This window comes from Flavobacterium muglaense, from assembly GCF_014305155.1.
GTDB lineage: Bacteria > Bacteroidota > Bacteroidia > Flavobacteriales > Flavobacteriaceae > Flavobacterium > Flavobacterium muglaense.
In genome coordinates this window covers 88,293-105,183 of the sequence record NZ_JACRUK010000004.1, presented here as the reverse complement: position 1 = coordinate 105,183, position 16,891 = coordinate 88,293, and the positions used below count along the sequence as shown (strand labels likewise).

17 protein-coding genes are annotated in these 16,891 nt (G+C 34.2%); 4 read left to right on the top strand and 13 right to left on the bottom strand.

Features of this window, described 5'->3' with window-relative positions:
* Positions 1-78: 78 nt before the first annotated feature.
* The gene (locus H8R24_RS03200) at positions 79-2,478 is read right to left on the bottom strand and encodes an outer membrane beta-barrel protein (RefSeq protein WP_187017135.1); all 2,400 of its coding nucleotides are present in this window, start codon (positions 2,476-2,478) and stop codon (positions 79-81) included.
* A gap of 204 nt (positions 2,479-2,682) precedes the next feature.
* Here H8R24_RS03200 and H8R24_RS03195 point away from each other — a divergent pair, with 204 nt between their 5' ends.
* The 3 genes from H8R24_RS03195 to H8R24_RS03185 are packed head-to-tail and all read left to right on the top strand — an operon-like array spanning position 2,683 to position 4,976.
* Positions 2,683-3,735 (top strand): sensor histidine kinase, encoded by a 1,053-nt coding sequence (locus H8R24_RS03195; RefSeq protein WP_187017134.1) that lies wholly within the window; start codon positions 2,683-2,685, stop codon positions 3,733-3,735.
* Positions 3,732-4,445, top strand: a complete 714-nt coding sequence (locus H8R24_RS03190; protein ID WP_187017133.1) for a LytR/AlgR family response regulator transcription factor — start codon at positions 3,732-3,734, stop codon at positions 4,443-4,445. The genes H8R24_RS03195 and H8R24_RS03190 overlap by 4 nt, the downstream gene beginning before the upstream one ends.
* Positions 4,446-4,499: 54 nt before the next feature.
* Entirely contained in the window at positions 4,500-4,976 is a 477-nt protein-coding gene (locus H8R24_RS03185) for a TspO/MBR family protein (protein ID WP_187017132.1), read from the top strand.
* Positions 4,977-5,040: 64 nt separating this feature from the next.
* Here H8R24_RS03185 and H8R24_RS03180 read toward each other — a convergent pair whose 3' ends face one another.
* The 6 genes from H8R24_RS03180 to H8R24_RS03155 all read right to left on the bottom strand — a co-directional run bounded on the left by H8R24_RS03180 (position 5,041) and on the right by H8R24_RS03155 (position 10,324).
* A complete protein-coding gene (locus H8R24_RS03180; protein ID WP_187017131.1) occupies positions 5,041-5,754 on the bottom strand; it encodes a peptidase associated/transthyretin-like domain-containing protein in 714 nt (237 codons plus the stop codon).
* Between the two features lie 67 nt (positions 5,755-5,821).
* On the bottom strand, positions 5,822-6,550 hold the full coding sequence (locus tag H8R24_RS03175) for a peptidase associated/transthyretin-like domain-containing protein (protein WP_187017130.1): 729 nt from the start codon (positions 6,548-6,550) through the stop codon (positions 5,822-5,824).
* A 269-nt stretch (positions 6,551-6,819) separates the two neighbouring features.
* Positions 6,820-8,628, bottom strand: a complete 1,809-nt coding sequence (locus tag H8R24_RS03170) for a TonB-dependent receptor (RefSeq protein WP_187017129.1) — start codon at positions 8,626-8,628, stop codon at positions 6,820-6,822.
* An 11-nt stretch (positions 8,629-8,639) separates the two neighbouring features.
* Positions 8,640-8,969 (bottom strand): hypothetical protein, encoded by a 330-nt coding sequence (locus tag H8R24_RS03165; RefSeq protein ID WP_187017128.1) that lies wholly within the window; start codon positions 8,967-8,969, stop codon positions 8,640-8,642.
* Position 8,970: 1 nt separating this feature from the next.
* Entirely contained in the window at positions 8,971-9,339 is a 369-nt protein-coding gene (locus H8R24_RS03160; RefSeq protein WP_187017127.1) for a hypothetical protein, read from the bottom strand.
* A 58-nt stretch (positions 9,340-9,397) separates the two neighbouring features.
* Positions 9,398-10,324, bottom strand: a complete 927-nt coding sequence (locus H8R24_RS03155) for a hypothetical protein (RefSeq protein WP_187017126.1) — start codon at positions 10,322-10,324, stop codon at positions 9,398-9,400.
* A gap of 125 nt (positions 10,325-10,449) precedes the next feature.
* Between H8R24_RS03155 and H8R24_RS03150 the strand changes: the two genes are divergently transcribed.
* Positions 10,450-11,409, top strand: a complete 960-nt coding sequence (locus H8R24_RS03150; RefSeq protein WP_187017125.1) for an OmpA family protein — start codon at positions 10,450-10,452, stop codon at positions 11,407-11,409.
* Between the two features lie 76 nt (positions 11,410-11,485).
* Here H8R24_RS03150 and H8R24_RS03145 read toward each other — a convergent pair whose 3' ends face one another.
* From H8R24_RS03145 to H8R24_RS03120, 6 genes are all read right to left on the bottom strand, one after another.
* The gene (locus tag H8R24_RS03145) at positions 11,486-12,313 is read right to left on the bottom strand and encodes a mechanosensitive ion channel family protein (RefSeq protein ID WP_187017124.1); all 828 of its coding nucleotides are present in this window, start codon (positions 12,311-12,313) and stop codon (positions 11,486-11,488) included.
* Positions 12,314-12,315: 2 nt separating this feature from the next.
* Complete coding sequence (locus H8R24_RS03140) at positions 12,316-12,519, bottom strand: hypothetical protein (protein WP_187017123.1); 204 nt, start codon at positions 12,517-12,519, stop codon at positions 12,316-12,318.
* Positions 12,520-12,521: 2 nt separating this feature from the next.
* A complete protein-coding gene (locus H8R24_RS03135) occupies positions 12,522-13,085 on the bottom strand; it encodes an RNA polymerase sigma factor (protein ID WP_187017122.1) in 564 nt (187 codons plus the stop codon).
* An 86-nt stretch (positions 13,086-13,171) separates the two neighbouring features.
* Complete coding sequence (locus H8R24_RS03130; RefSeq protein WP_187017121.1) at positions 13,172-14,389, bottom strand: BaiN/RdsA family NAD(P)/FAD-dependent oxidoreductase; 1,218 nt, start codon at positions 14,387-14,389, stop codon at positions 13,172-13,174.
* A 29-nt stretch (positions 14,390-14,418) separates the two neighbouring features.
* Positions 14,419-15,096 (bottom strand): glycerophosphodiester phosphodiesterase, encoded by a 678-nt coding sequence (locus H8R24_RS03125; RefSeq protein ID WP_187017120.1) that lies wholly within the window; start codon positions 15,094-15,096, stop codon positions 14,419-14,421.
* Positions 15,097-15,193: 97 nt separating this feature from the next.
* Positions 15,194-16,876 carry an alpha-amylase family glycosyl hydrolase gene (locus H8R24_RS03120; protein ID WP_187017119.1) on the bottom strand — a complete coding sequence of 561 codons (1,683 nt, stop codon included), beginning with the start codon at positions 16,874-16,876 and terminating at the stop codon, positions 15,194-15,196.
* Between the last annotated feature and the right edge of the window lie 15 nt (positions 16,877-16,891).

Genomic DNA, 16,891 nt, shown 5'->3' with positions numbered 1-16,891 from the left:
GAAAATCTGTTGTTATGCATGTCATATTTTGCTTTTTTTATCGCCGTAGCGGTTAAGATTAGAGGTTAAAATAGGTAGTTACAATCTATTTTGCTCTTCATTAAGATCCGCATCCTTTACCTCTTTCTTTTTAGCTGTACCAAAATTATAAGTTAGTGACAGTGTTATTTTTCTTGTTTCCCAGCGGTTAATCCAATTATTAGTTACGTTGTCTTGCTTCGTGCTTTGAATCCATTGACTTTTTTTCAATACGTTTTGAGCGCTTAAATTCATGCGTAGCTTTTTACTTAAAAAGTCTTTTCGCATACTAAATGACATATCGTATGACGGTTTGAAACTTGTATTTCCGTAGTCACCATTCTGACTATAAAAACTATTCCAAGTAGCACTCCAATCTTTCGCTAAAGTGAACGATTGATTTACAGCTCCCGAAAAGGAAACGCCGCTATTGTTGAATTGATAGCCTTGTAGGTTTGAGGTTGCTTGACCGTAAGCAACTTCTGTATTTAGTTGTACTTCCCACCATTTTTTTGCGGAATAACTGGTGTTGAATGATAATCCTATACTTTTAGATTTTCCTATGTTGTCATAAAACAAGGTAGTGATTTTTGTGTCTTGATCGTAATTGATGATTTGATACATTTCGTCTTTTGAGAAATTAGCAAATAGAGAAAGTGAGGTTTTTTGTTTTTTAATCCATACTAGCTCAAAGGCATCTGTAAATTGCGGAGTTAGTTGTGGATTTCCTACTGAAACATTATAGGTATCGGTGTATTCGTAGTACGGATTTAAGTACAAATAACGTGGGCGTTGAATGCGACGGCTATAGGAAAACTTAAATTGATTGTTTTCTAGATTTGTATTAATGCTGAATGAAGGGAAAAGCGATAGATAATTGCCTTTGTTCGTACTGTTCGATGTCAATGATGTAGCATTGTAATTGATATATTCTGCTCGTAATCCTGCTTGAACATTAAATTTTCCTTTAGTTAAATTGGTAATTCCGTAGCCAGATAAAATCGACTCTTTGTAGACTAAATGATTACTTCTATTGGTGTTTAAAATGTAATTTCCTTGTGCGTCTCTATCTTGTAAAACAATGGTGTAGTCATTATTGACATAGCTTAATTTTGTACCAGTCTCGAAGTTGAAGGTGTTAGTTACCTTTTTTTCAAAATCTAATTTTGCACTGATTATATTAAAGTTCGTTGGGTTTTGGTATTTTACAGCTTCTATATCTCTGTACATTTTGTTTGTATTTGCATTGAAATAAGCGTTAGAAGTAAGTCGGTCACTAGTGTTTTGATAATTAGCATAGCTTAGCTGTGCATCAATTTTATTATCTAGACTATCAGAGGCAAAATTGTAAAATAAAGTACTTGTTAAGGTTCTATTTGCAATATCGTTTTGTGTGTCCAGAATGGTATATCGCTTATAAATGGCATTGTCAAGCTCTTCGGTACGACCGTTTGTTTTTTCATCACTTTTGTAAATACTATAATTTGTTGAAGCGCCAACAGTAGTGTTTTTATTTAATTGGTGCGAGGCTCCAAAATTCCCAGAATAACTATTATTAACTGGTAACCAGTCATTTTTTTGCTTAAGTAAAGTAGTAATATCTGGTGAAATTACAGTTTGATCAATTGTACGATGATTTACACTCTCGTTGTAACCATAATTTAGGCCAAATTTTAGATTCCATTTTTCGGTATTATTGTATAGGTTCAAGCCGTTGTAGTTTTTGATAAATTCAGCATAACCTACTGATGTTCTCAGATTACCAGTTAAACCCGTTGCCGCTGATTTTTTTAGTACGATATTAAAAATACCAGCACTCCCTGCAGCATCATATTTGGCAGATGGATTGGCGATTATCTCTACGGCTTTAATATTGGCGCCGTCTAGTGTTTTTAAATATTGTTTGAGCTCTTCACCAGTTAGTAGCGAAGGTTTGCTATCGATCATTATTTGAAGATTGCTGCTGCCTCTAAAAACCACATTTTCATCTTTGTCTAATTGTACACCAGGTAGTTTGCTTAAGGTTTCAAGTCCATCATTTCCATTTCCAAATCCTGCCTTGTCAATGTCTACTATCATCTTGTCTCGGCTTAATTTGATGAGGCTTTTGCTTTGCATTACAACTACCTCTTTTAGCGCAAGAGCATCTTCTTCTAACTCAAAATTGAGATTTAAGTCGGTTTTGGTATTTGTAATCGTTTTTGATTGGAAGGTTTTGTAACCTAATATTTCAATTTGAACATAGAAATCTACAGTAGCGACTTGTATTTCATAGTATCCTTTTTCATCGGTTGCCGTTGATTTAACAAACGATTTGGTAGTACCATCAAAAATAGCAACAGTTGCAAATGCAATTTTTTCCTTATTGTTTTTAGCTACAATTGTTCCGGTTAGTTTGCTGTTTTGTGCAAAAAGCAAACTCATGTTGAAAAATAATAAAAGGGCGATAGTTGTTTTCATGTTGTATGGTTTTGTTGTCTGCAAATGTAGGGTAGTGCCTCAATCTCCGAATTCATTTTACACCAGTAGGACTTTCTACTACATGAAAAGCTGAAAACAGATTTTTATTTGTTTTTTGTCTAAAAAAAAATACTTTGGTCCGTTAATTTGGGCAGTTGGTGTAAAAAAAAGAATAGTTCAACAGATAATGTTTAATTTCATCCCATGGAAATAAATAAGAAACAGTGGTACTTTCATTTTGCAGTAGTACTAACAATTGTATTGATGGATCTTTTCTCTGATTATGTCTATGGAGGCAGCGAACGATTTTTAGGTAATTTTCAGTTGCCTTTAAATTATATGAGAGTCATTATGTATACAGCAACATTTACAACGTATGCGGTTAATTTTTATTTTGTATGTCCCTATACTTTAGGGAAGAAGCATTGTGTTAGATTTGCAATTGGTGTTGTTTTCTTGATTGTTATTTTTGGCCGTGTGAGATACTTTTTGGAAGAGGTATTGCTGTTTGAATTTACCGGAAAGCACAATTATTTTGAAGAATCTAGGAGGTTTTTATTTTACACCTTTGATAATTCAATTTATGCCATAAAAGGAATTTTGTATAGCACTTTGGTTTATTTTTTCTTCGAGTATGCGACAAACCAGCACAGAATTCACACATTAGAATTGGATTATAACAAAGCAGAACTTAGCCTGTTGAAATCGCAGCTGGAGCCACATTTTTTATTCAACACACTCAATGCTTTTTATACGGATCTAGTTGATGATAAACCTAAAATCGCCAAAGATATTCTGCGTTTGTGCCAACTACTGCGGTATGTAACCTATGAAGCTGGAACTGATTTTATGCCACTTTCCAAAGAAATAAATTTTATTGAAGATTATATTTATCTGCATCGGAAACGATTTGAAGATACTTTGTCACTAGATTACACTATTACTGGAGTAGTAGGAGATCAAAAAGTGCCTTCCTTAGTTTTTATTCATTTTATCGAAAATATTTTTAAACATGGTGTGGTTACCAATAGTGCTTTTCCAGCTAAAATAAGTATTATTGTTACCGAAGAATTTATTAGTATGGAAACTTATAACAAAATTTCTAGTGCAGAACAGTATAGTACAAGTGGTATTGGAAAAGAAAATTTAGAGCGCAGATTAAGTGCAATCTATAAACAGGATTATGTCTTGCATTACAATCAATCCGATGATATTTTTACAACGAGTCTCAAACTACCATTTAAAATTAAATCATGAAAATAGTAAAATGCCTAATTGTCGATGATGAACCGCCTGCTATTCGATTACTTGAAAAATATGTGAGTAAAGTCCCTTTTTTAGAATTAATTGGCACCACCACCAGTTCGTTAGAAGCGCTTGCTACCATTGAGGAAGGAAATGTTGATTTGGTTTTTATGGATATTCAAATGCCGGATCTAACGGGTTTGCAATTGTCAAAAATTGTAAAGGGTAAAACCAACATTATTTTTACAACGGCCTACCCGCAATTTGCGTTGCAAAGCTATGAAGTTAATGCGATTGATTACTTACTCAAACCATTTGAATTTGAACGTTTTTATGAAGCAGTACTAAAAGTGAAAAATAGTAGCGAGTCTGAGGTAAAAGCAATTCAAAAAGAGATTGATGATTATATATTTGTTAAGACAGATGGAAAAAATAATTTCGAAAAAGTCTATGTAAAAGACATTTGCTATATCGAAGGTTTAAAGAATTATGTTGCTATTCATTTAATTGACAAACAAATAATTACCAATAATACTTTAAAAAGTATTGAGGATTTTTTACCGGCTTCTGAATTTTTAAAAACACATAAATCCTTTCTTGTTGCACTGCGTCATATTGCAAAAACCGATTCTATAAGTGTTTATATTAACGGAAATAGTATTCCAATAGGCGATACTTACAAAAAAGAACTCTTTGAAATTATTCAACAAAGAAAGTTATAATGGTAAACAGTCGATTGTTTTCATTAATTTTGAAGTACAAATAAATTGAAAAAAATGAATAAGCTTACTAAAATACTTACAGTTGTTGTGACATGTGTTGCTATTGGATACTTGTCTGGAACGGTAACTCGCGAAAGCATCCAAGTTTGGTATCCTACTTTGGTAAAACCAAGTTTTAATCCGCCCAATTGGGTTTTTGCCCCAGTATGGAGTATGTTGTACATTATGATGGGAGTGGCAGCGGGTCTTGTTTGGGATCGAATGGATTCTGATAAGGAAGTTGTTAAAAAAGCCTTAGTCCTTTTTGCTGTTCAGTTGGGCTTGAATGCCCTATGGTCGTATTTGTTTTTTGGTTTACACAATCCTATGTTGGCTTTGGTTGAAATTGTTTTATTGTGGTTGTTGATTTTTGAAACCTATAGTCAGTTTATTAAAATCAATAAAATTGCGGGTTATTTATTAGTGCCTTACTTGGCTTGGGTGAGTTTTGCAACGGTATTAAATGCAAGTATTTGGTGGTTGAATAGGTAAGTACTCTCGTTTCAAAGTGAGATTATACGATTTGTGAGGTCAAGTAAAAACAAACATTCGTTTTCTAGTTGGTATTAGGTTCTAGTTTTTTAAAACTATTGGTTTTTTCGAATAGAAAATCCATAACGGTTAAAATATTCTGGGTTTTTACAATGTGTTTTGACCTTGGATCTGCGTCACAAAACTCGATGAACAATCCTATTTGCTCGGATTTTATATGTAAAGCGTTTTCAAAGTAATTTTGATCACAATTTAATTTTACAAAATCCTTGAATGGCGTTTCGGGTGTTTCCTTTGCATTTCTATTAAAGATTCTGAAGGTTTTTGTAATGCCATTTTCGATGGTTCCCATGTTGACGCCAGTCACTTTTGCAGCTTGCGCTGCTCTGTCAATGTTGTATTGACTAACTTTTGAGTTTTCGTAATTGAGGTCTGTACTTAGTTTTATAGCAGGCATGTTTGTAATTACTACTTCTTTTAGTTCTTCAGCTTTTAGCATCATTTCAACAATAAGTTCGCCATTTGTGAATACGGCTGGGCTTAGAACAAGTTTTTTGAACTGATATTGTTTTGATACAAATACAAGGATATCATTTGTTTTGGCAGTGATAGAAAATTGCCCATCGGCATCTGTTAGGGTAAGTGTTTTGGTGGAGGCATTGATGACTTCGACCTTTGGAATTGCATATTTATTGAAGGTTACTCGACCTTTTATGTTTTGGCTGAAGCCTAATTGGAGACTAAGGAGTACGAAAATGTAGCGTATTTTTATTTTCATTAAGAAGTTTCTTTATTGTTTTTAGTGCATCACACTCGCGTGATAAATAATTGTCTTGAAGTACCGCTTATAGTTTTTTAAAACTGTTGTTTTTTTCGAATAGAAAATCCATAACGGTTAAAATGTTTTGGGTTTTTACAATGTTTTTGGATCTTGGATCTGCATCGCAAAACTCGAGGAACAAACCTATTTTATCCGGTTGTAGGTGTAACGTTTTTTCAAAGTAATTTTGATCAAAATGAGATTTTGTAAAATCTTTGAATATAATTTCAGTGGTCTCTTTTTTTTCAGGTTCTTTTTCTTTAATAAATAGACCCGCAATCATTTCGCCAATTCGGTTAATATCGGCTCCGTTTACAATTGTTCCCGTGTACACACCTTGTACTTTTGGGCTGGATGCTGCCTTTTCTAGTGTGTATTGATCAATTTTAGTTTGTTCATATTTATCGTCAGAGCTCAATTTTATCGAAGGCATGTTTGTAATTACTACTTCTTTTAATTCTTCAGCCTTTAACATCATTTCAACAATAAGTTGGCCATTTGTAAATATGGCTGGGCTTAGAATGAGTTGTTTGAGTTGATGTTGTTTTGATACAAATACAAGGATATCATTTGTTTTGGCTGTAATAGAAAATTGGCCATCGGCATCCGTTAGGGTCAGTGTTTTTGTGGAGGCATTGATGACTTCGACCTTTGGAATTGCATATTTATTAAAAGTTACTCGGCCTTTTATGACTTGGCTGAAGCTTAATTGAGAACTCAGGAGAACGAAAGTGCTAAGTAGTTTTATTTTCATAAATAGAAGCTAATAAGGTGATGGTAAAATTATTAGAATCTTCTTAATGAAAACTTAGTAAAGATGTAAAGTCTTGTTAATTATAGAGCATGTTTTTTAACGCTTAAGTCCATATCGCAGATAGAAACAAAAAAACAAGCTGCTCTAAAAGTTAGAACAGCTTGTTTGTAAAATACAAATACTAGATTTGTACAGGTTACCATTTATTATTAGATTGAAAACGGGAGGCAATGTCTCCTTTTATTTCCATTGTCAATCAGGTTGTATTTTTATTTTTTTACAGGATCAACTACCGTAGATCCATTTTTTTGAAGCATTAATTTTTCAAGAAAATCAATTCTTTTTTGCATTTGCTCCATTTCTTTTGCACGATCAGTAGTTGTTTTTAGTTGTTGTTGGATGGTAGGATCAGTTTTGTCCAAAATCTTGTCAATCAACATTTCTAGTTCCTGAGGCGTCATCCTAATCAATTCTTTGGTTGGCTTAGCAGGCGTAGCTGTTTGTACTTTTGGCACTAAGGGTTTGGCAACTGTAACACTGTCCTTTTGAATCACAACATTGGCTTTTTGTATAATAATGCTGTCTTTTTTAGTAACAATAGCTATAGGTGTTGCGACCGCTTTTTTAGTTACTTTCTCAACTTCTTCTAGTGATTTTTCAGTCTTGTTTTTAGTTTCTAATATTTCAACTGCAGTATCCACATCATTTTTACTATTAGCCGCTTTTAAAGCTACATTTAATGAATCTAGTTTTGCTTGGTAATTAGACTGTAAATCAATTAGTTTTTGTTGGTTGTTTTCGTTTTGTTGCGTCAATACCGCTGCTGATGTTTTGCTTTGCTTGTTAAGCGCTTCATCCATTTCGGCTTGGTACATAGCATCTGGGTTTTTAGACTTGGCACCAAAAGTTAATTTAAGACCAGCATTGTACATGATGTGCGTTTGTAATAAATCTGGATTTGATAAATCTTCAACGTTTTCTCCAGACGAAACCATTCCTCTTACTCCTCCCGTGATCAAGAAGTTTTTACTCAAAGGAATGTTTAGCCCTAAACCTGCTTGCGCAAATTTTTCTCCTTCGGGTGTAACAGCGATGCTTTTACCTACGTAACTATTTGATGGACTCATGTAACCACCACCCAAAATTAAGTAGGGTGTTACACCATTTCCATCATTAAGGCGTGCTCTAAATTCTAGACCATACATGTTCATTTTGTCGAATGAGAATGATAACTGTTCGTTTTGAGTAGCTTGAAAAAAGAAAGCTCGTATTCCGGTAAAACGGTTGAAATCTAGACCTGCATATCCTCCTAAGAAGTAACTGTCTTTGAATTGTGAACGGTTGTCAAAGCTTACATAACTTGCTCCGGGCTCCACTACCCATTGAATTCCTTTGAAACCTCCTCTAAATTTTTGAAGATAAGCTTTGTCTAATTCAGATAATGTTCCTGGTTTTCTACCACCAAGGTAAAACTGTAAAGAAGCTTGCGCTGACCAGTTGTACAACAATTGGCTTTCAAAACTAGCATCAGTAACGCCCATATTAGTTTTGTCACTAGCTGTCAATAAGTTTTTCCCTGAGTTAAAGTTAAAAGCAGTGTTTTTAGCTTCTATATTTAGCACAATTCTATTGTTGATTTTAGTTTTTATTCCTAAACCAACACTTGTATAGATTTGATCAAAGTCGTTCCCGTTTTTAATAGCGATGTTTTGAACTCCTGTACCAAAGGTGACATAAGGGTTTAAACGACCACGACCAATATTGGCTTTTAACTCTCCTCCCCATCTTGTTAAATCAAGGTCTTGTGGTGTAAAAGTATTCGAATCATATCCTGCAATTCCGTATTTTGAGAATTTGCTTTTTAGATCATGTGATTGCAGGTACATGGCTCTTAACTCGATATATTCACCAAAACCAAAACCTATTTTACCACCATAAAGCAAGCCGTTGTCAAGGCCTGACTGGTTGTCCCAAAATGTGTAATTTGCGACTGGTGCAATGGTAAAACTAATGTCTTTTACTTGTGAAAAAGCGAAATTAGAGAGTAATAATGCGGTTAAATATATCTTGTTTTTCATGTTTGTTTCTTTTAATTGATTGGCTCTGCAGGGATCACTGTTTGTTCAGCCAAAAGTATGTTTTTTAATTTTAATTGATTTATTTCTAAATCCTTTAGTAAAATTTTATTTCGGTCTTCTAATCTTTCGACTAGAAGGGTGTTTTTTAAAGCTTTGTTTTTGTCAATAAATACAAAAAGTAAAATAAATACTAATCCAATAAGTTGAATCAAAATCAAAGGCATCGTGCTGAATACCCCAAAACCAAAGTCTACGTTTACACTAGAATTGAATAATTCGAAGTTTAATGTGTACAAAAAGACATTGATTATAAGGTACAAAAATAGAATTACGTTTCTCATTTTAGTTGCTTATTTTTTTTAATTTTTTTTCGATCAAAACAATTTTGCTTTTGTTCTCTTTGTATTCTTCAACAATAGTACTGACCGCTTTTGTTGTCAGGAAAGCTTTGTGCAAAGAATCACTATTGACGTAATGTTCAATTGTAATTGCTCCAAATTCGTTCATCAATTGCACTTGTCTAGACTCCATGTTTTTAATTTCTTTTTGCAATAAAATTTTGTCCGAGTAGGTGTGGATTTTATCATTTGCATCTTCGACGATTTCGGCACTTGCAACGTATGCTTTGGCCGAGTTGTCTTTTATTGCTTCGGTAACGATAGTCGCTCCTTCGATAACATTTTCAGTAACTGTACCAAAAAAGTTTTTCATTTTATCTAAATTTGAAACTTTATCTTCTGTGGGTGTATTTTTTTTTAGTAGCCATGTCTTATTTTTTTGCGTTATTTTTTTTTCTTTTTCCTACGATGTAAAACAATCCAAATAGTAGAGCAATCAATACAATCGCAATTCCTGCAATTTTCAATCTGTTGTTTGTTTTTTCTTGCGCCTCAACTTCTGATAATTTGATATCTTGGTCAGCTTGCTCTTTTTCAATATTCGAATGCAATCCTGCAACTGTTGAGTTAATACTGCTTACATCTCCGTTTAGTTTACTCATTTCGGCATCGATTGCAGCAATTTGAGTTGTTATTTTCGTGTCTTCTTCTTTTGCAAATTCTTCAAAAATTTCTTGTGCATTGTAATTTTCTCTGATTTTCGAACTCAAAAAACCTCTTTGTTCAGTAATAGAAAGTACTTGCTCTTCTACATCGGCAACATTTCTATTGAGTGTTTTTACACGTTTGTTTTGATCCAAAAGTTTTTTTGTAATTCCGTTTAATAAGGAGTCAACTACTACAAATTCTTTTGGTTTTGCTCCTTTGTCATACAACGCTTTCTTTTGCTCGTCATAGACTGTTTTTTCCTGCTTTAAGATGTCGATTTTTTTTGTAGCAAGATCCATTTCTTTCTTTTGTAAATTCAATTGCTCTTCAAAGTTTTCTTTTTGACCTTTAAGTTCATTCAATTTAGCTTTTACACCTTCAGTTCCTTTATCAATTTTAGTTTCATTGATTCTAGTCATTGATTCTTTTGTACCTTTCAACACATTTTGAAGCGAATCTTTTTTCTTGGCCAATTGAATAATGTGCTCTTTTAAATCTTCTTGTTTGTCTAGGTGACTTTCTAAATCGGTATTCGATTGAGAAACAGTTGGAGTTTCAGGATTACTAAGAGTTGTTGTTTTGCTGTTTTGTTGTTGGCATGAGATAATTGAGATTGCTACTAATGCCAGTGTTGTTATTTTTTTCATCATTGATTATTTATGTGGTTTATAATTTAGACACTCGATTTTCGAATAGGTCACATTTTTTTTAAATTATTTTTTCCATGTGACTTATTTAGTCATTTCGTGTCTTAATTGTATAAATATTAAAAGCTATGAAACTTAAAAAACATTTTTTAACCTTATTATTGTCTACTTCAACCTTTGTTTGCTTTTCGCAGGAAAGTGAAATTGTAATTTCTGAGGATCATTTAATAAGTTTAATACAAAAGATTAAAGACAAACGTGCGGCAAATCAATTGCAATACAATACCACTCAAGCGTTATTAGCTAAAAATTATTCTGCCAAGAATGTGAATACTGAGAAGGTGGTGACTGTAGCTCAAAAGCCAGATTTGAATGCGACCAAACTAGATTCATTGTCCAAAAAGATGAATGGACTGGAACAAGAGTTAAAGTATTTGAATAGTTTATTACTATCCAATCAACAAGCGGCTAGAAAGCAAAGTCCCGTACCTTATGATTATACTGAAAAAAATGAAACGACTACAACGCAACCTGAAGCTGAAACGGTATCTACTGATAATGCGGCACTGATTGTAAGTTTACAACAACAACTAGACTCTTTAAAACGGACTGCTAGAAATAAAGAGGTTGTCAAAGTAGCTTTGGCTCCAGTTGCAATAGCTCCAGCAACGACTACTTTGGCTCAGCCTAATTTAGTAAAAGTAATTAGAGATACTATTGTGGTGAAAAACGAACCATCGGACTATTTAGTTTTAGAAGCGAAGTACAAAGGGTATATTAAGAAGGTGTTTTTTGATAATAATTCGAAAGAAATTAATCAAGATCAAACGGCTGCGCTAGACCAAGTGATCGATGCTATGCTGGAGGCAGGAAGTATTGATGTGTTCTTGAAAGGTTTTGCAAGTAAAAAGGGAAGTGCGGCTTACAATCAAAACTTGTCTTTTCTACGAACCGAAAGTGTAAAACGCTATTTGATTGCAAAAGGAATTCATCCAAGTCGCATTTTATCACAGTTTCATGGTGTTGATTATGATGCAACCGAAGCGGATTCAAGACGTGTTGATGCTACTTTTATCATTCGAAAATAACAGACAATTATGTTTAATGCAAAACGGCAATCTCATTGAGATTGCCGTTTTGCTTTTATGCCGTTTTGAAGCTCTATTATTCAAGAATTTCAATTTCAGTTTCGATGATGTCCTTGATCGGAATGATTAGTTTTCCGTTTGGAGTTTTGATTGTCAAACTAATGTTGTCGATTGCAATAACAGCTCCTTCTGTGTTTTTGTACTTAATAGTATCGCCTATTGTATAGTTTTTTCTCGAATAAAAGGTAAACAATAAGTTTTGTATAATTGACTTTGAACCTAATCCAAAAGCCAAAGTGAAAGTGAACAACAATGCTCCAAAAAGGATTGTAATATTATTAGTAATGATGCTCGTGTCAATATTTGCTTGGTTTAAGGAGGTAATGGTGATCATGATCATTAGTCCATAAAAAACGATGCTACTGATAACTTTAGCACCACTCATTTCTAGAGTTGTAAACAAGCCATAGATTGTTTTTCTTAAGAAATTAGCAATGTATAAACCAATCATGAACAAAACAATTGCGCTAAATAAACGTGGTAAGTAGCGAAGTAAGTTACTTATTTCTACCGAGATGATTTTCCATTGCATGATGTCAGCAGCGATGATCAAGAACACTAAGGCAAGAATCCATTTTACAAATCCTAAAATAATGGCAGAGATATTTATTTTAAAGTCTGATTTACCAAACAAATCTGATTCGTTTACTTTATCAGCCAATGCATCTATTTTTGAGACTTGTAATGTTTTGGCTAATACAAAAAGAATTAATTTAGTAATCATCCAGCCAAAAAATAAAATGATTACGGCATATAAAAAGCTCATTATGCCTTCACCTATTTTAAAAAATAAAGCGTTCAAGGTGTCGAAAGTATCTGCTTTCAATTGGTTTAATAGGTCCATATTTAGTGTTTTTGGTTGTTAGAATCGGTTTTTTGCTTGGTTTTAAATAAATTCTCTAATACAGTTAAGTAATTTGACGAAAATAAGCTGGTTACTTCCATCAGGAACTTAGCTGTGTTGACATCATCTAATACCTTTTTTTTCAAATCGGCAGGTACTTCTTGCGGTGGTAGTCCGATTTTTTTAAATGGATTATTGTTTTCCATGGCTAAATTTCTAAGTTGTTGTATGCTTCGGCAATTTTTGATTTGGCTCTCGAACGGCGCATTTTTACGGCGCTTTCGGATATTTCTAGTACTTCTTGGAGTTCTTTTATTGAAACATCATCTTGGTATTTCATTTGTAAAACCATCCGGTCTTCGGGAGGAATTTTGAGTAATGCCTTTTCGAGTCGATCCACTTTCATTTGATACAAACTATAGTCGTTTACTTCGACGGATAAATTGTACTCCTCGTCAATGTCTTTCGAATGATTGCTGATTTTACGTTCTTTGTCGCGGTTGAGATAGTTAACGCAAAAATTATAGGTAACAGAATACAGCCAAGTTGAAAATCGGGATTTTCCTTTAAAAGTGCTGATTTTTATAAAGGCGTGAAGGAAAATATCTTGAGTTAAATCTTTGGCTTCAGCCTCATTATTGACAAACCCAAAACATTTGTTGTAAACTAAGTGTTCAAAACGATCGTACAAAACCCCGAAAAGAACAGTGTCTTTCGTCTCACTAATTTTTGAAACTAAGTCTTCATCAGATAAATCGTTGTATTTTTCCACTTAATTTGCTTTTATATACATTAAGACACAAGTAGTTTATAAAAGTCACATCTTTTTTTTATTAAAGCGCTAGAGTGGATTTTATTTTAATGTGAAACAATTCCATTTGCTAATATAAACCCGCTCGTCCAAGCATTCTGGAAATTAAATCCCCCAGTTATCGCGTCAATATTTACAATTTCGCCAGCAAAATAAAGGTTTTGGTGTAATTTGCTTTCCATGGTTTTAAAATTGATTTCTTTTAAATCAATTCCGCCAGCAGTAACAAATTCTTCTTTAAAAGTGCTTTTTCCATTGACTTGAAAACTTCCACTTGTCAATTGATTGGCTAGGTTTTGTAATTGAGTTTTGGATAGATCTGCCCATTTAGTTTCAGTATCAATTCCTGAGGCAAGTACTAAACTTTCCCACAAACGGTTGGGGAATTCAAAAGGTGATTTTTTAGAAACGGCTTTTTTTGCATGCTCTTGCTTGAGTTCTTTTAGTTTCTTCTCGGTATCGGTTGCGTCTACATCATTTAACCAATTGACATAAATAGTAAATTGATAATTTTTATCATGTAATATTCGTGCGCCCCAAGCCGATAATTTCAATACCGCTGGACCACTCACTCCCCAATGGGTAATTAATAAAGGTCCTGTGGATTCTAGTTTTGTGTCTTTTACCTTTACGGTGGCAAGTGCGGCAACGCCGGGTAATTCTTTAATTCTAGGATCTTTGATGTTGAACGTGAATAAGGAAGGAACTGGATTGACAATCGCGTGACCGTAAGTTTGCAGCATTTCCCAAATTTTAGGATTGCTTCCCGTTGCCAAAATTAATTTTTCGGCTACATAATTTTCGGTTTGTGTTTCTATTTTCCAAATGTTTTCTTTCTTAAAAATAGATTGTACGCTTTGTCCTGTCAATACTTTGATACCCAGTTTTTGAGTGGCTTGTAAAAAACAATCAATGATCGTTTGTGACGAATTAGAAACAGGGAACATTCTACCATCATCCTCAATTTTTAGTTCTACTCCATGTTTTTCAAACCATTCGATAGTGTCGCCAGAACAAAATTGATGAAAAGGACCTCGCAATTCTTTCTCGCCTCGTGGGTAAAATTTCACGAGTTCATTGGGTTCAAAGCAAGCGTGTGTTACATTGCAACGTCCACCGCCTGAAATGCGTACTTTTTGCAATACTTCGGCACCACGTTCTAGTATGGCTACTTTTAATTTTGGGTTTTTCTCGACGATGTTTATGGCTGTAAAAAATCCTGCTGCGCCACCACCTACTATTATTATATCAAAATCTTGATTCATGTTTTTGTTGTTTTTGCTTAAAGCAAAATTTATAATCGATCGGGAAAGTCAGATATGATTCCGTCTACTTGATATGTTTTTATTCTTTTTATGTCTTCGATTTCATTGATGGTCCAAGGGAACACTTGAAATCCTTTTTGCTGTAATTGTGCTGTATTTTCTTTGGTTAACAAATGAAAATAGGGATGAATTGACTTGGCACGTATAAATTTGGCGAAAGCCAATGCTAGATCTAAATCGGTTTCTGTCAAAACACCAATCGGGATATCGGCGTTTAAAAAAGCGACTTGTTGCAAGACATTCCAATCAAAACTTGAAACGACAAATCGATCGTATTTCCAGTTTTTTTCGTTCACGTATTTTTCAATTAAAGTCACAACATAATCAGCCGATTCAAAGCTTTTAAGTTCGATATTGATGTCACATTTTTGATCAATCAAGTTAAGAACCTCGGTTAAGGTTGGGATATTATGAATTTTCTCAATTTTAAAACGCTTCAATTCAGGTAATGAAAAGGAAGTGACTAATCCTTGACCGTCCGTAGTTCTATCTATGGTTTCGTCATGAATAACCATCAATTCATTGTCCGAACTCAGATGAACATCCAGTTCGATTCGGTCAACATGAAGGTCAATTGCTTTTTGGAATCCAATGATAGTATTTTCCGGTTCATGCCCTTTTGCGCCACGATGGCCAATTTTAAACATAGAAATAATTTTTAACAAAGGTAGCTAAAATAAAAAAGCACAAACCAGGTTTGATTTGTGCTTTCTCGATTTTAAATATGGACCGATATTTAGTAAATTACTGCTTCATATTTGGTTTATTTTTTTCTAATAAAACGATGTCAAAGTTGGTGTCTATGGATATTTTACCATTTGTCACGATAGTTACTTTTCCAGAATAAGCGTCTTTTAAAAGAGTACCATTTTCGAAAATAGTACCAACAGAAAGTTCCTTTTTACCAATGGGTAAATCCAGACCTACAACCACTTGGTCTGTATAATTGTCTTTAGAAAATGTTCGTGAAAAAGTATAGGGTTGTGCCGAAATCTCTTGATGAATCCCAGCGCCAATGGCAGGATGATTTTTTCTAAACTGTCCTAGTTTTTGCCAATGTAAAAGTGATTTTTGTGTGTCCGGATTTGATTTTATAGCGTCCCAATTCATCAAAGAACGCAATGTTGCATCGCCTTCGGTCCCTTCAATAATTAGAGAACGAGCGGATTCGTCGCCATAATATACTTGTGCAAGACCGGGAGAAAGCAGTAATTTGGTTGCAGTTTCTTTGTTTTTAGTTCTTGCCGCATCAAACGGATTTCCATCATCATGTGACGATAAATAGTTTAAAACGCTAGATCCTTTTAATTCGCCATTTAAGATTGTAGCGTATTTAGAAAAGATAAATTCATAGTCTTTTTTGGCATCCCATTTGAATTCGAAGTTGATCATGTTGTTAAAACCATTGTCATAGTAGTTTACTTTTTTGTCTCCAAAATCAAAGCTTTTACCGGCGCTGATGTTGTAATTATAGACCTCGGCAATGGTGTAAAAGGGATTGTTGTCTAGAACTTGAGTTGGATTATTTTTTTTCCAATTAGCAAAGGCATAGTCGCATTGTGTTTTAAAATCGGCCCAAACGTTTTCTTCGGTGTGTTTCACGGTGTCTGCGCGGTAGCCGTCAATTCCGTAGTTTTCGATGTAATCCGTCAACCATTTTATGATGTAGTTCTTGGGTGTTCTTGGATATCCAGTTCGTTTGAAAAATGCATCTAAGGAAGCTATTTCTTTTTCATAACGTCCTTCGGTTTTCCATTTTTCAATTAAAAAAGGTGGAAGTTGTACTTCTTGATTGCTGTCCGTTTTAATATCGGGTAAATTCTTTACTAGGGTACATGCTGTTGTGGTTTGGAAAGACTTGTAATCACATTGTGGTCCTGTGCGAACCCAGTCATTTGGCCAGACAGAATCTATGGTGGTAACAGGTCCTGTGTGGTTGATTACGCCATCTAACACGATACGAATTCCGTGTGCGTGTGCTTTTTGGACTAAAGTTACCAAGTCTGCTTTAGTACCAAAATTAGGATCTAATGCCGTCCAATCACGTGCCCAGTAACCGTGAAAACCATAACTCAATCCCGTTCCTTCATCGACAGCATCGTGAATTTGTTCTACTATTGGCGTAAGCCAAATGGCATTAATTCCTAGTTTGTCAAAATAACCTTCGTCAATTTTGGCTGTAATTCCTTTGATATCTCCGCCTTCAAAGCCGCGCAGTTTTCCAGCAGTTTTGGTTCGGTCAAAGTTTAAATCATTGGTTTTGTCTCCATTATTAAATCGGTCCGTCATTAAAAAATAAACCGAGGCAGCTTCCCAGATAAAGGGAGTTTCGGTCGCTCTTGGTGCGGTAATTGTGGTTTTTGTACCACTGCAACTCGTGAAAAACGAAATTGCGAGGAGTACAATTATTGATGTGATTTTTTTCATATTTTTTTCGAATAG

What these genes read in the sequence shown, in the direction of transcription:
- H8R24_RS03195 (WP_187017134.1), top strand. Translation starts at nt 2,683, where the DNA reads ATGGAAATAAATAAGAAACAGTGGTACTTTCATTTTGCAGTAGTACTA.
- H8R24_RS03130 (WP_187017121.1), bottom strand. Translation starts at nt 14,389, where the DNA reads ATGAATCAAGATTTTGATATAATAATAGTAGGTGGTGGCGCAGCAGGA.
- H8R24_RS03165 (WP_187017128.1), bottom strand. Translation starts at nt 8,969, where the DNA reads ATGAGAAACGTAATTCTATTTTTGTACCTTATAATCAATGTCTTTTTG.
- H8R24_RS03140 (WP_187017123.1), bottom strand. Translation starts at nt 12,519, where the DNA reads ATGGAAAACAATAATCCATTTAAAAAAATCGGACTACCACCGCAAGAA.
- H8R24_RS03160 (WP_187017127.1), bottom strand. Translation starts at nt 9,339, where the DNA reads ATGAAAAACTTTTTTGGTACAGTTACTGAAAATGTTATCGAAGGAGCG.
- H8R24_RS03200 (WP_187017135.1), bottom strand. Translation starts at nt 2,478, where the DNA reads ATGAAAACAACTATCGCCCTTTTATTATTTTTCAACATGAGTTTGCTT.
- H8R24_RS03180 (WP_187017131.1), bottom strand. Translation starts at nt 5,754, where the DNA reads ATGAAAATAAAAATACGCTACATTTTCGTACTCCTTAGTCTCCAATTA.
- H8R24_RS03170 (WP_187017129.1), bottom strand. Translation starts at nt 8,628, where the DNA reads ATGAAAAACAAGATATATTTAACCGCATTATTACTCTCTAATTTCGCT.
- H8R24_RS03145 (WP_187017124.1), bottom strand. Translation starts at nt 12,313, where the DNA reads ATGGACCTATTAAACCAATTGAAAGCAGATACTTTCGACACCTTGAAC.
- H8R24_RS03175 (WP_187017130.1), bottom strand. Translation starts at nt 6,550, where the DNA reads ATGAAAATAAAACTACTTAGCACTTTCGTTCTCCTGAGTTCTCAATTA.
- H8R24_RS03185 (WP_187017132.1), top strand. Translation starts at nt 4,500, where the DNA reads ATGAATAAGCTTACTAAAATACTTACAGTTGTTGTGACATGTGTTGCT.
- H8R24_RS03150 (WP_187017125.1), top strand. Translation starts at nt 10,450, where the DNA reads ATGAAACTTAAAAAACATTTTTTAACCTTATTATTGTCTACTTCAACC.
- H8R24_RS03120 (WP_187017119.1), bottom strand. Translation starts at nt 16,876, where the DNA reads ATGAAAAAAATCACATCAATAATTGTACTCCTCGCAATTTCGTTTTTC.
- H8R24_RS03125 (WP_187017120.1), bottom strand. Translation starts at nt 15,096, where the DNA reads ATGTTTAAAATTGGCCATCGTGGCGCAAAAGGGCATGAACCGGAAAAT.
- H8R24_RS03155 (WP_187017126.1), bottom strand. Translation starts at nt 10,324, where the DNA reads ATGATGAAAAAAATAACAACACTGGCATTAGTAGCAATCTCAATTATC.
- H8R24_RS03190 (WP_187017133.1), top strand. Translation starts at nt 3,732, where the DNA reads ATGAAAATAGTAAAATGCCTAATTGTCGATGATGAACCGCCTGCTATT.